11 protein-coding genes are annotated in these 13,191 nt (G+C 41.6%); 6 read left to right on the forward strand and 5 right to left on the reverse strand.

Features of this window, described 5'->3' with window-relative positions; genetic code table 11:
* Positions 1-2: 2 nt before the first annotated feature.
* From HLH18_RS00635 to HLH18_RS00645, 3 genes are all read right to left on the reverse strand, one after another.
* A complete protein-coding gene (locus HLH18_RS00635) occupies positions 3-1,670 on the reverse strand; it encodes a phosphoethanolamine transferase (protein WP_171545431.1) in 1,668 nt (555 codons plus the stop codon).
* 128 nt (positions 1,671-1,798) lie between these two features.
* Positions 1,799-2,908: a porin gene (locus HLH18_RS00640; RefSeq protein WP_171545432.1), complete on the reverse strand. Its 1,110-nt coding sequence runs from the start codon at positions 2,906-2,908 to the stop codon at positions 1,799-1,801.
* A gap of 145 nt (positions 2,909-3,053) precedes the next feature.
* The gene (locus HLH18_RS00645; protein WP_171545433.1) at positions 3,054-4,298 is read right to left on the reverse strand and encodes an MFS transporter; all 1,245 of its coding nucleotides are present in this window, start codon (positions 4,296-4,298) and stop codon (positions 3,054-3,056) included.
* 145 nt (positions 4,299-4,443) lie between these two features.
* Here HLH18_RS00645 and HLH18_RS00650 point away from each other — a divergent pair, with 145 nt between their 5' ends.
* The 5 genes from HLH18_RS00650 (at position 4,444) to putP (ending at position 9,163) form a co-directional block, all read left to right on the forward strand.
* On the forward strand, positions 4,444-5,070 hold the full coding sequence (locus tag HLH18_RS00650) for a 1-acyl-sn-glycerol-3-phosphate acyltransferase (protein ID WP_171545434.1): 627 nt from the start codon (positions 4,444-4,446) through the stop codon (positions 5,068-5,070).
* Positions 5,071-5,133: 63 nt separating this feature from the next.
* Positions 5,134-6,051, forward strand: coding sequence for a patatin-like phospholipase family protein (locus HLH18_RS00655; protein ID WP_171545601.1), 918 nt, complete (start codon positions 5,134-5,136; stop codon positions 6,049-6,051).
* A 98-nt stretch (positions 6,052-6,149) separates the two neighbouring features.
* Positions 6,150-6,623 carry an NfeD family protein gene (locus HLH18_RS00660; RefSeq protein WP_171545435.1) on the forward strand — a complete coding sequence of 158 codons (474 nt, stop codon included), beginning with the start codon at positions 6,150-6,152 and terminating at the stop codon, positions 6,621-6,623.
* A 14-nt stretch (positions 6,624-6,637) separates the two neighbouring features.
* The gene (locus HLH18_RS00665; protein WP_171545436.1) at positions 6,638-7,492 is read left to right on the forward strand and encodes an SPFH domain-containing protein; all 855 of its coding nucleotides are present in this window, start codon (positions 6,638-6,640) and stop codon (positions 7,490-7,492) included.
* A gap of 180 nt (positions 7,493-7,672) precedes the next feature.
* Positions 7,673-9,163 (forward strand): sodium/proline symporter PutP, encoded by a 1,491-nt coding sequence (gene putP, locus HLH18_RS00670; RefSeq protein WP_171545437.1) that lies wholly within the window; start codon positions 7,673-7,675, stop codon positions 9,161-9,163.
* A gap of 71 nt (positions 9,164-9,234) precedes the next feature.
* On the opposite strand, the gene HLH18_RS00675 is transcribed toward putP, so the two are convergent.
* A complete protein-coding gene (locus HLH18_RS00675) occupies positions 9,235-10,143 on the reverse strand; it encodes a polyprenyl synthetase family protein (RefSeq protein WP_171545438.1) in 909 nt (302 codons plus the stop codon).
* A gap of 144 nt (positions 10,144-10,287) precedes the next feature.
* Complete coding sequence (gene prpF / locus HLH18_RS00680; RefSeq protein WP_171545439.1) at positions 10,288-11,478, reverse strand: 2-methylaconitate cis-trans isomerase PrpF; 1,191 nt, start codon at positions 11,476-11,478, stop codon at positions 10,288-10,290.
* Positions 11,479-11,795: 317 nt separating this feature from the next.
* Between prpF and HLH18_RS00685 the strand changes: the two genes are divergently transcribed.
* Positions 11,796-13,151 carry an amino acid permease gene (locus tag HLH18_RS00685; protein ID WP_171545440.1) on the forward strand — a complete coding sequence of 452 codons (1,356 nt, stop codon included), beginning with the start codon at positions 11,796-11,798 and terminating at the stop codon, positions 13,149-13,151.
* The last annotated feature ends 40 nt before the right edge of the window (positions 13,152-13,191 follow it).

Below are 13,191 nucleotides of genomic sequence, written 5' to 3' on the forward strand. Positions count from 1 at the left end.
ACTCACGCTTTCTTTTTTGATTCACACTGCTGCAACATATTATTTTGTTCATCAATGACTTGGGTTTTAACATCTAGTAAACTTAGCAGACTTGGGAACAAGTTATCCTGGCTTAATTCTTTGCTTTTTTGCTTGGTTAAGCAAGTAATTTGTGCAGAATTGTGTTGAGCCCATTCCGGTGAAAACCACATCAACATTGGAATATGGGTTTGTTGGCTTGGCGCGATTGCATACGGTGAACCATGTAAATATAAACCATGTTCCCCTGTCGATTCACCATGATCGGATAAATACCAAAATCCAGTTTGATAGCTGGTATTGCCTTTTAATACCTGAATCAGCGAGCTTAGAACATGGTCGGTATACACAATCGAATTATCATAACTATTCAATAATTCTGTGCTGCTACAGCCTTGAATCGCATTGCTATCACAACTGGGTTTAAACGGTTGGAATGCAGTAGTTGCACGCTGGTAATAAGCTGGTCCATGACTGCCCATTTGATGGAGCACAATTAAACGCGGGGTTTTGTCAGTTTCAGGAATAGCCGCAAGATAGGTTTTTAAACTATCTACCAAAATTTCATCGTAACAATCACCATCTTTCGCACACCATTTATCTTTTAACTGTTGTGGAATTTGATATTGCTCCACCCGGTTACAGGTGCCTTTACAGCCAGAATTATTGTCAATCCAGGTCACTTTATAGCCTGCTCGCTGTGCAATATCGAGCATTCCTTCACGGTGACTGGCAAGCTGTTCATCATAATCTGAACGTGGCATACCAGAGAACATGCAAGGTACCGAAACCGCTGTTGCCGTACCACATGAACTCACCTGATTAAAATTAATAATATCCAGTTTAGAGAGTTCAGGGTTGGTATTTTTGGCATAGCCATTTAAAGAAAAACTTTCTGCACGTGCTGTTTCACCCACCACCAAGACCATCAATTTTGGTTTATTTTGCTTAGCCGCGGGCTGAAGCAAATGCGCATCTTCACCATAAGTGACTAAAGGCAAATTCTGCACAGGTTTTGATTTATGATAATAAGAGAGTGTCGATGCGATGGTATTTTGTGGAGAAATCATGCCTTTTAAATAGCGATGTTCACGAAAAATCGCGGCATAGTCCACATAAAAGAGAAATAACAATCCACCCACCAATAACAATGAAATGCTGCTATTAATGAATTTTTTAGTGACTTTCGGTAAGAAAAATTCAGGCTTGATACGAACCAAAGCAACCAAAATGAGCGGGAAGATCACAAAGACCAATGTCCATAAAATATAGCGTAAAGACAATAAGCCCCTGACTTCACGCGCATCAGTTTGCATCATATTCTGAACTTGTTCAGGCGAAATCACCACACCCAGACTATTCACAAAATATGCAGTAAAACCGCCAATGAAAATTAATACATAGGCAAAGATTTTTGCATTCCATTTCCATTGGATCAGTTGAAAAATGAAGTTATAAGCTGCAACAATCACCAATACAGTCGCGATTAAAAACAAGTAGGCTTTAGGACCTTGATACGGAGTCAAGCTTTGTATTTTTTGAAAAAAAGCAAAGTTCAAAACCACACCCAACCAAATCGCCAGCAATAAATTAAACTGGCTTAATGAAATCGGCTTTATCTTATTGCGTATTAGACTGATTATATTTGACATGATTGCTGACTAAGATTTTTACTGATATCTTAATCTAAAATACAAAACTTAAAACTCACTTAATAAAAGAAAATAATAAAAAAGGCGATGTCGCCATCGCCTTTTAATTAACTAAAAGTAACCGTTGATTAGAACTTATATTCCAAACCTGTACCTACAACGGGTTGTTTGGTTTCATTAGAACCTTGTTCAAGGGTCAAATAACCTGCATAACCATAAGCTTTCACTTGTTTGTTAAATGCATAATCTGCACCAACAAAAATTTGCTTCGCTTCTAAATCTGCTGTTGCATTTTTAAAACTGGTTGTATTTTGGCTATATTGTGCTTTTACAGTCCAGGCTTTCGCAGTAGGAAGATTATATTCAGCACCTAACAACCAGCCTTGAGCATCATCAATATTGGCAGCAGCAGGCTCATTACCGGTCACTTGTTCTACTTCAGATGTTTGATACAAAGCTTTAAGCGCTAAACCACCATCTAAATTCACACGACCAATCGCACGAATGGTATTTGCAGCGGCAAGTAAACTACCACCTGCAACTTCTGGTGCAGTAGTATTAACAAAGCCGCGACCTAAGAAGTTGCTTGGGATCGCTTTGTCATAAGCAATACCTGCTACAACCACTGGGCTGTCATAAACAACAGATGCAGACCATGCATCACCTAAGCCACGACCTGCAGTCTTAGATGAGCCATTGCCTTTCGCAATACCTGAATCTTCACCAGAAGCCAATAAAGCGTTCACTTTAATTGTACCTGTAGACAAGGCAATTGCTGGAGATTCATAAATCACTGCATTAGAAATACGATTTTCACCGGTCATAATGCCAGTAACATCGGCTTTATTGGCTACGTAGTTGTTAAAGGTATCAACTGAGCTTGAAAGTTGTTTCAAGGGAGTGTCATGTGCACCCACTTTTAAAGTACCGAGCTGAGCATCTTTTAAACCCACAAAACGGTTACGTACACCTAAGTCGGTAGAGTCGCCATCTGCGCTAATGCTCCATTCAATCGCATACACGGCGCTTAAGCGATCAGTCAGCTTCTCATCACCTTTTAAACCAACGAATGAGCTGTTTGAACTTACTTCAACGACATCTTTATCAGAAAAACCTGATCTATTGTCTTCAGGTAAATAATCGATAGAAGCATCGATTTCCCCATAGAAGGTTGGCGCGGCAAAAGTAGAGCCTGCAAGTAGAGTTAAAGTAATTGCTGCTGCAATTTTGGTTTTCATTTTTAAATACCCCTAAGCTATTTTGTAACAGATGTTACTGTTTAGAAATATTTTAAAAAATGATTTAGATTTTATTTAGTTATCTTTTTTATTCCTTAGATTTTAAATAGATATTTAATTGAATTAAAAAGCTTTTATTGCATTATTACAGGCTGGCTTTCCATTTAAGAACAGGCAATAAACAAATCACTGCAACCAAAGTGATGAAGGCTAAATAATCTGCATAACCCAAAAGATCTCCCAATATTCCACTTAGGCTATATAGCCCGCCACTCACCGTCGCCATCAGCGCTACCTGAAAAGTAAAATCTGTCCCTGCCAGATGTTTGCGACTGTATTGCATTACCAATGTCAGCATCACCACCAATAACATGGCTGAAATCATGTCTTCAGCGGCATTAATCAAATAAATAACCCACGGCATGACTAGCTGTTGTGCCTCATATTGAAAAGCCAGCCATGCGTATGCAGCTAAGCTAAAAATTTTCAATACAGAAAAAATCAATAGCGCATTGGCACGAGAAATATACTTCAGACTTAGTCCAGCAAGTCCTGCTCCGATTAAAGCCGCTAATGCCCCAAGCATGGTTACATAGATGCCAATTTGGGAAAATGTCAGTCCCATATCCACCATTAACGGTTTCAGTAAAGGACCTGCTAAACCATCAGCAATTTTAAAAGTGATCAGCACACCTAACCATAAAGCCAAACTACGGCTTTGATAAAAATAAGCCAGATAACTTTTTACTTTGCTCCAGCTAAATACTTCTTTCTCAGTCGCTTGCTGAATATGCTGGAATCGCGCAGGTTCTTTAAAAAACAGAATTGGTAATGTATTTAGAAGAACCAGCCCTGCCAAAACTAAAAAAGTGATTTGCCAATCCAGCCAGTCCAGTGCCCATAAAATCGCGCCACCACCGACAATAAAACCCAGCCGTGAACCAATCACCTGAAAAGTATTGCCCCAATGCTGCTGTTCATTTTTAAGAATATTGACGGCTAAGCCATCGGTGGCAATATCTTGGGTAGCACCAACTAAATTCATGCTCAGTAAAGCCACAAAAAAAGCCAGTAAATATTCGGGCTGATTTAAAGCCTGGATCGGTAGGAATGATAAACCAATGAGTACCACCACACTCAATAACTGAGTCGGAACAATCCAGCTCCGGTAATGTCCAAATGCTGAACAGCCAAAACGATCCACCCACGGCGCCCAAAAAATCTTAATCGACCATGGCAACATCAATAATCCAAAGCCGCCAATCTGTGCCAGTGACACCCCTTGGGCACGTAAAATCACAGGTAAGGCATGGGTCATAAAACCAACAGGTAAACCTTGCGCCCAATATAAAGAGAACAACAAGATATAAATGTTACGTGTACTCGGCATAGTGTGCCCTTATGATCAAAACCGGATTGATTATTTTTATCAAGCAAGCTGAATTGGAGTTTACATTTTGCCAATGAATCTTATTTAACAAAAGCTTAACATTATTAAAATGCAATAAACTTTTGTCAGGGAGGCCGATAAAATCATGTCAGCACATTTCCCAACATTGCCCGATCAAGTGCCTTCTCGCGGTAGCAGCTTGAGCCGAACTATTTTCAAAAAATTATTTCTTGCCCAAGGCTGGAGTTTTGAAGGTGAATTTCCCAACCTGCCTAAAGCGGTGGCGATTATTTCCCCCCATACATCCAATATAGATGCTTGGCATGGTTTTACCGCCCTGCTTGGACTGGGCATTAAAATTACCATTTTTGGCAAACATACGTTATTTAAAACCCCGCTGAAACCCTTACTGGAATGGATTGGCGTGATTCCGGTCAATCGCAGTATTCAACAAGGTACCACTCAGCAAATTATCAACTTCATTGATACTCAAGAGCAGATCTGGGTCGGCATGGCACCTGAAGGAACGCGCAAACAGGCAGAGTCGTTTAGAAGCGGTTTTTACCGTATTGCCGTGGGTGCCAAGCTCCCGATCGTGATGTTTTCTTTTGATTACGACCATAAAACCCTTTATTGCCTAGGCGTATTTCAACCGACAGGGAATTATGAACAAGATTTGGAACAGATATTGAACCAGTACGTAGGAAAATTTTCTCCGAAAAATCCACAGTGGTTGGCCAAACCATTACAAAATCGTATAAAAAACAGCTAGCCAAATTAAGCATTATCTGCTGTCATGTGTGCACTTTTGTCTATTTGGTATCCAATTTCAAATATGAAATTTGTGCAATACTCTTTCATTGGTCTGCTTGCATTTAGTCTGGTTGGCTGTGATAAAGCCACTAAAACCTCCCCACAAACAACAACCATAAAAGCACGTGAACCAGTAGTTGCCATTGCTCTAGGGGGTGGCGGAGCCAAAGGATTTGCCCATATTGGAGTGCTGAAAGTTTTAGAATCACATGGCATCAAACCGAAAATTGTCACCGGCACCAGTGCCGGGAGCTTTGTTGGCAGTATTTATGCTAGTGGCAAAACCCCTTACCAACTTCAGCAAATTGCCCTGACGTTAAAAGAATCTGACATTCGTGATTTAACCTTAAACAGTCAAGGCATTGTGCAAGGTCAAAAATTGCAGAACTATGTCAACAAGCACATTGCCAACAAACCGATTGAACAATTTCCGATTCGTTTCGCTGCTGTTGCAACGCGCCTCGACACCGGTCGTAAAGCTGAATTTATTAAAGGTAATGCAGGTCAGGCGGTTCGTGCCTCATGCAGCATTCCGAATGTCTTTGTGCCTGCAACGATTGGTGGAAAACAATATGTCGATGGTGGTTTAGTCAGTCCGATTCCAGTAAAAACAGCCAAGGATATGGGCGCAGATATTGTAATTGCAGTGGATATTTCTGCACGCCCAGTCGGCGGCAAACCCCTGAATATGTGGGGCTTGCTGGATCAGACCATTAATATTATGGGACAGCAAAGTATTAATGAAGAACTCAGTCAAGCGACTGTAGTAATTCAACCTAAAGTGGGACATTTAGGCACGCTGGATTTAAAAGCCAGTAATCAGTCGATTCTGGAAGGTGAAAAAGCCACCCAACTGAAAATCATTGTGATTGACAAAGCCATTACCGATTTTAAAAAATCCCCAGCCGCGTTCAAAGCTGCACCAAAAGCCAAAATTTAAAAAAGATGCTTTTTTAATATTCAAAGACTTACTCATCTGCTAAATTGATATAGACACTTGGTTATCTATATCAATTTTAACAATATACGAGTAGATGTATGGAATTTGCTTTCGAACCTTGGCATTGGTTTGTATTGGGTATTTTGCTCATTCTTTCTGAATTGGTAATCCCCGCTTTTGCTGCACTATGGTTTGGTCTCGCAGCCATCATGGTGGGGGTTTTACTGTGGCTGTTCCCGATGATGGGCTTCACCACTCAAATCGTCACCTGGATTATTTTATCCATACTGTGCACATTACTTTGGTTTAAATTTATTAAACCGCTTTCAATCGATAAAACCAAAGCCGGTTTATCTCGTGAGGCGACTATTGGTCAGGTCGGTATGGTCATTCAAACCCATCTACAACATGACCTGATTACAGTCCGTTTCCCCATGCCGGTTTTGGGCTCTGATGAATGGAACTGCCGTACCTTAGCACCAGTTCAGGTGGGCGATCGGGTTCGCGTGGTCGATATTCTCGGCAACGATCTCGTGGTCAAGCCACACCATTCACATCATGAAAATATATAAAGCGAGGAAATAACATGTCTGGTGGATCTATTATTGTTTTAGCCTTCCTGGTTTTTGCAGGTGTTACCATTTTTAAAGGGGTGCGCATTGTTCCCCAAGGGTATAAATGGATTGTACAACGTTTGGGTAAATACCATACCACGCTAACACCGGGTCTGAATTTTGTGATTCCTTATGTTGATGAAGTTGCTTATAAAGTCACCACCAAAGACATCGTGATGGATATTCCTTCTCAGGAAGTGATTACCCGTGATAATGCGGTTTTACTGATGAATGCCATGGCGTATGTCAATATCACCACCCCGGAAAAAGCGGTGTATGGTATTGAAAACTATACTTGGGCAATTCAAAACCTGGTTCAGACTTCACTACGTTCAATCGTGGGTGAAATGGATCTGGATGATGCCTTGTCTTCACGTGATCACATTAAGGCCAAACTGAAAGCGGCTATTTCTGATGATATTTCTGATTGGGGTATTACGCTAAAGACTGTTGAAATTCAGGATATTCAACCTTCAGCCACCATGCAATCGGCAATGGAAGCACAAGCAGCGGCGGAACGTCAGCGCCGTGCAACCGTAACCAAGGCCGATGGTGAAAAACAGGCGGCTATTTTAGAAGCAGATGGTCGTTTAGAAGCTTCACGTCGTGATGCTGAAGCACAAGTGGTCTTGGCTGAATCATCACAACGTGCCATTGAAATGATTACTTCTGCAGTCGGTGACAAAGAAATTCCTGTCGCTTACTTGCTCGGTGAACAGTATGTTAAAGCCATGCAAGACATGGCGAAATCTAATAATGCCAAAACTGTCGTGTTGCCTGCAGATATCATGAACACCATTCGTGGCGTGATGGGTCGTAATCCATAAACGACCACATTTTTTCTATAAAATAGACAGCATTCGCTGTCTATTTTTATTTCGGTTACGAAAAACTCTGCAATCATTGTGAAATTATGATTAAATTTCGCGTTATTTTTTGAAATTATTTGTGCTTCTTTTTATAAGCCTTTGTTTCGATCTACTGTCCACCTTGTAAATGGATACCGTATGAGCTCCCTGAATCCGACCTTAATTACCTTTCTTTTTTATATTGTCGCCATGATTGTGATTGGCCTCATGGCTTATCGCGCGACAGCCAACTTCTCTGATTATATTTTGGGAGGTCGTCGTTTAGGTAGTTTCGTAACGGCGCTCTCTGCCGGTGCTTCAGATATGAGTGGCTGGTTGCTGATGGGACTGCCTGGTGCAATTTATCTTTCAGGTTTGTCTGAAATGTGGATTGCGATTGGCCTAATTATTGGCGCATGGTTGAACTGGCGACTGGTTGCCGGACGTCTTCGTGTTCACACCGAAGTTCAGCATAATGCCCTGACCTTGCCAGACTATTTCTCCAACCGTTTTAACGATCAAAAGAAAATTCTGCGCATTGCTTCTGCTTTCATCATTTTGATTTTCTTTGCAATTTACTGTGCTTCAGGCATGGTGGCTGGCGCACGTCTGTTTGAAAGCATGTTTGACATGTCCTATAGCACGGCGCTTTGGGTCAGTGCGATTGCCACCATCAGTTATGTGTTTATTGGTGGCTTCTTGGCAGTCAGCTGGACTGATACCATTCAAGCCGGCCTGATGATTTTTGCCTTGTTGCTGACTCCTGTGGTTGCCGTATTAAGCTTTGCCGATATGAATCAAGTGACTTTGGCACTTGAAGCTGCTCGCCCACAAGCTACCGATGTCATAGGTAATTTAAGCTTTGTCGCGATTATTTCATTATTGGCCTGGGGCTTGGGCTATTTTGGTCAGCCACATATTCTTGTGCGTTTTATGGCTGCCGATTCAGTCACCTCCATTCCCAATGCACGTCGTATTGGCATGACCTGGATGATTCTTTGCTTAGGCGGTGCAGTGGCTGCCGGTTTCTTTGGTATTGCCTACTTCCAGCAACACCCAGAACTTGCCGGTGCAGTGAACGCCAATCCAGAAACCGTGTTTATGGAACTGACCAAAATTCTGTTTAATCCATGGATTGCAGGTATTGTCTTGGCTGCCATTTTAGCTGCGGTAATGAGTACCTTAAGCTGCCAGTTACTGGTGTGCTCAAGTACCTTAACCGAAGACTTTTACAAATCATTCTTACGCAAAAATGCAACGCAAACAGAACTGGTCTGGATTGGTCGCTTAATGGTTCTACTGATTGCCCTGCTTGCAATCTGGATGGCTGGAAATCCTGAATCTAAAGTTTTAGGCTTAGTGGCTTACGCTTGGGCGGGCTTTGGTGCGGCTTTTGGTCCACTGATTATTCTGTCATTGTTCTGGCGTCGTATGACTTTAAATGGTGCACTTGCCGGAATGTTGATTGGTGCGGTTGTGGTGATTTTATGGAAAAACATGTTCAGTGCCACTGGGCTTTATGAAATTATTCCAGGCTTTATTTGCTCACTGATTGCCATTGTCGTGGTCAGCTTAATGGGTAAAGCACCAACGGAAGAAATTACGACACGTTTCGATGAAGGTGATCGTTTATATCAAGACTCTAAATAATCTTTAGCGCATAAAAAAGAGGACATCATGTCCTCTTTTTTAAATTCATTTTTTTATAGATTCGATTGTATTTAGCTTTTACGCGACAATAAAAATTGTGAAATCTGATTGAGTTCAGCTGCATGCTCACCAAACATTGCCAAAGCGCTAAACGCCTGATCGTGCAATTCCTTGGCATAAGTTTGGGCTTTTTGCAGACCCATCAATGCCGGATAAGTCGATTTATCCACTTGCTGATCTTTACCGGCAGTTTTTCCTAATACTTCGGTATCGGAAATAATATCCAGAATGTCATCTTGGACTTGGAATGCCAGTCCAATCGCTTGTGCATATTCACGTAATTTAGGAATGGCAGGATCAGTACCCTCAAATACACATACTGCAGCCATCATCACCGCAGCAGAAATTAACGCACCAGTTTTATTACGGTGAATATTTTCCAAAGCTTCCTGATCAACATGCTTGCCTTCAGCCTGTAAATCCAGTACCTGACCACAGACCATTTTTGAACTGGCTGTCGCCAAAATCTGCATCTGTTTTAAAACAATCGATGGATCAACAGCAGGTCCTTGATCAAACAGGCGACTGCCCAATATTTCAAAGGCCATCGACTGCAAAATATCACCGGCAAGTAATGCTGTATCTTCACCAAAAGCCACATGACAGGTCGGCTGACCGCGACGCAACAAATCATTATCCATACACGGCAAATCATCGTGTGCCAGCGAATAGCAATGGATCATTTCAATGGCCACTGCCGCACGGCGTACTGCAGCAAAATTTGCATTTGGCTTTATCGCCGCCGTTGCATAACAAAGCGCTGGTCGAACCCGTTTACCACCGAGCATCACTGCATGATGCACAGCACCTTTCAGCGGTTCTGGAATGGAAAATGCGTCTAATGCCGTCAATAAATCTTGTTGAATACGTTGCTGTGCTTGGGTTAATACATTTGCATGTACGTCAGTTAAAGATGACACATTCGCCTCGAATATTTTGCTTTGGTTCGTCGATTTAACCATCAGAAATCAATGATTGATCTAATATACAATGCTCTTGTCATCATCGACAGAGAACTTGCGACTCATGATACTGCTTTCTCGCAAGATTCTCTATCTGGTTTGTTATTTCAAGCTATCTTCAGGAATTCGAACCCAACCTTCCATTAGAACTCGGGCACTACGGCTCATCACCGCTTTTTTCACCTGCCATTGTCCATTTTCTTGCACCGCTTGCGCACCGACACGTAAAGTCCCTGAAGGATGACCAAAACGTACTGCTTCACGTGCTCCCCCACCCGCAGCCAAATTCACCAATGTTCCCGGAATTGCAGCAGCTGTACCAATCGCCACTGCAGCTGTTCCCATCATGGCATGATGCAGTTTGCCCATCGACAAGGCACGTACCAGTAAATCGACATCCGTGGTTTGAATATCTTTACCACTTGAAGATGTATAGGCTTTCGGTTTAGACACAAAGGCAATTTTAGGCGTGTGTTGACGTTTTTCAGCTTCGGAAATGTCTTGGATTAAGCCCATCTGTTTTGCACCATAGGCACGAATGGTTTCAAAACGTGCCAGTGCTTGCGCATCGCCATTAATGGCTTCTTGCAATTCAGTCCCTGTATAGCCAATCTCTTCAGCATTTAAAAAGATGGTCGGAATACCGGCATTAATGAATGTCGCTTGGAAAGTGCCGATATTCGGAACGTCCAAAGTATCGACTACATTTCCGGTCGGGAACATGGCACCACCATCTTCGCCATCATCGGCCGGGTCTAAAAATTCAATCTGAACTTCGGCCGCAGGAAAAGTCACGCCATCGAGTTCAAAATCACCGGTTTCCTGCACTTGTCCATTGGTCATCGGTACATGGGCAATAATGGTTTTTTGAATATTCACTTGCCAGATGCGTACCGTACAGATGCCATTTTCAGGAATTCGCTCTGCACTAACCAAGCCATTGGAAATCGCAAATGAACCGACTGCTGCGGTCAAGTTACCGCAGTTGCCACTCCAGTCGACAAAAGGCTGATCGATCGCGACCTGTCCAAATAAATAATCTACATCATGATCAGGCTGTGCACTTTTGGTTAAGATCACGGTTTTACTGGTACTTGAACTTGCTCCACCCATGCCATCAATTTGCTTACCATATGGATCTGGACTGCCAATCACACGTAATAACAATTGATCACGCACTTTTCCAGCCTGTTGTGCTGCTTCCGGTAAGTCATCCAATTTAAAGAAAACACCTTTACTGGTACCGCCACGCATATAGGTTGCTGGAATTTTGATTTGTGGAGCAAAACTCATTTTATTGATCCTTGATATTTATCATTGTTTTAAACAACATACGGGAAATGTTGATCACTTTTATCATAATGCTTTTTTCAGCAAAAACACTCACTACAGGACTTAAGTATAAAAAACGAACCCTAAACTTTTTCTTATAATTTACATCATTTTATTTTATGTAATTAAAAATAAAATTAATTCATTGATTCAAAATCGAAATATACAAAATATTTTTTTGTGATTATTTTTTAACAAGCTCCCTCCTAGCCCCGTACTAGGCTTATACAAATCAATCCATTACAATCACAATCTTATCCATTGTCGGGCTGAGTACTTTGAACAACGAGTCTTCTAAACTTCAGCGTGGCTTAAAGAACCGTCATATCCAACTCATCGCCATGGGCGGAGCAATTGGTACAGGCTTATTCTTAGGTTCCGCACAGGTGATTCAATCTGCAGGTCCTTCCATCATTTTGGGTTATGCCATTGGTGGTTTGATTGCATTTTTAATCATGCGTCAACTGGGTGAAATGATTGTACATGAGCCTGTAGCAGGATCATTCAGCCATTTTGCCTTTAAATATTGGGGGAAATTTCCCGGCTTTTTAGCAGGTTGGAATTACTGGATTTTATATATTTTGGTGGCCATGACAGAGCTTACTGCTGTCGCTAAATATATTAATTACTGGTGGCCTTTTATTCCTGCCTGGGCATCGGTACTGTTCTTTTTCATTGTGATTACTTTAGTCAATCTCGGCAATGTGAAATTTTATGGTGAATCAGAATTCTGGCTTTCCATCATCAAGGTCACTGCGATTGTATCCATGATCGTGTTCGGTTTGTATTTATTACTCACCGCAGATGCTGGCTCAACCTCTTCATTTAGCAATCTTTGGACTCATGGTGGATTCTTCCCGAATGGATTTGAAGGCTTATTCTATATGCTCGCCTTCCTCATGTTCGCCTTCGGGGGAATTGAGCTGATTGGTATGGCTGCAGCAGAAGCTAAAGATCCTGAAAAAACCATCCCTAAAGCCATTAACCAGGTGGTTTTCCGTATTTTGCTGTTCTATATCGGTTCACTGACGATTCTCTTATCATTGGTGCCATGGAATCAGCTTGATTTAGGTGGTCTGGATAAAAGTCCATTTGTGATGATTTTCAGTCAACTCGGGATCGGCTGGGCAGCGCATTTACTGAATTTCATTATTTTAACCGCTGCACTGTCTGTTTATAACAGCGGTATGTATGCCAATAGCCGTATGCTTTTCGGTTTGGCACAGCAAGGAAACGCACCAAAAGTATTCCAACGTGTGAATAAACAAGGTGTTCCTATTCCTGCTGTTTTATTTTCAGCACTGTTAATTTTTGGTTGCGTACTTTTAAACTACTTTGTTCCAGAAGATGCCTTAAGCCATTTGATGTATGTCGTGGTGGGTGCATTGGTTTTAAACTGGGCGATGATTAGTTTGACTCACTTGAAATTTAAACAAGCGGTTAAACAAGCTTCCATTCAAACCAAATTCCCTGCACTTTGGGCTCCAATCAGTAATTATCTCGTTCTTATTTTCATTGCGACCGTCCTTTATATTATGTGGACGCAAGGTTTTAAAGAATCTGTACTGATGATTCCGATCTGGATTGTGATTATGTTTGGTCTATTTAAAGTACTCAAGATGAATAAATCTTAAGCAAAAACCTTAAAGATATGTCTTTTAAAAAGTTATTGTT

This window comes from Acinetobacter sp. ANC 5414 (genome assembly GCF_013004295.1).
GTDB lineage: Bacteria > Pseudomonadota > Gammaproteobacteria > Pseudomonadales > Moraxellaceae > Acinetobacter.

Excerpts from the sequence above, each read along its gene's own strand:
- HLH18_RS00635 (WP_171545431.1), bottom strand. The coding sequence starts at position 1,670 with ATGTCAAATATAATCAGTCTAATACGCAATAAGATAAAGCCGATTTCA.
- HLH18_RS00640 (WP_171545432.1), bottom strand. The coding sequence starts at position 2,908 with ATGAAAACCAAAATTGCAGCAGCAATTACTTTAACTCTACTTGCAGGC.
- HLH18_RS00645 (WP_171545433.1), bottom strand. The coding sequence starts at position 4,298 with ATGCCGAGTACACGTAACATTTATATCTTGTTGTTCTCTTTATATTGG.
- HLH18_RS00650 (WP_171545434.1), top strand. The coding sequence starts at position 4,444 with ATGTCAGCACATTTCCCAACATTGCCCGATCAAGTGCCTTCTCGCGGT.
- HLH18_RS00655 (WP_171545601.1), top strand. The coding sequence starts at position 5,134 with ATGAAATTTGTGCAATACTCTTTCATTGGTCTGCTTGCATTTAGTCTG.
- HLH18_RS00660 (WP_171545435.1), top strand. The coding sequence starts at position 6,150 with ATGGAATTTGCTTTCGAACCTTGGCATTGGTTTGTATTGGGTATTTTG.
- HLH18_RS00665 (WP_171545436.1), top strand. The coding sequence starts at position 6,638 with ATGTCTGGTGGATCTATTATTGTTTTAGCCTTCCTGGTTTTTGCAGGT.
- putP (WP_171545437.1), top strand. The coding sequence starts at position 7,673 with ATGAGCTCCCTGAATCCGACCTTAATTACCTTTCTTTTTTATATTGTC.
- prpF (WP_171545439.1), bottom strand. The coding sequence starts at position 11,478 with ATGAGTTTTGCTCCACAAATCAAAATTCCAGCAACCTATATGCGTGGC.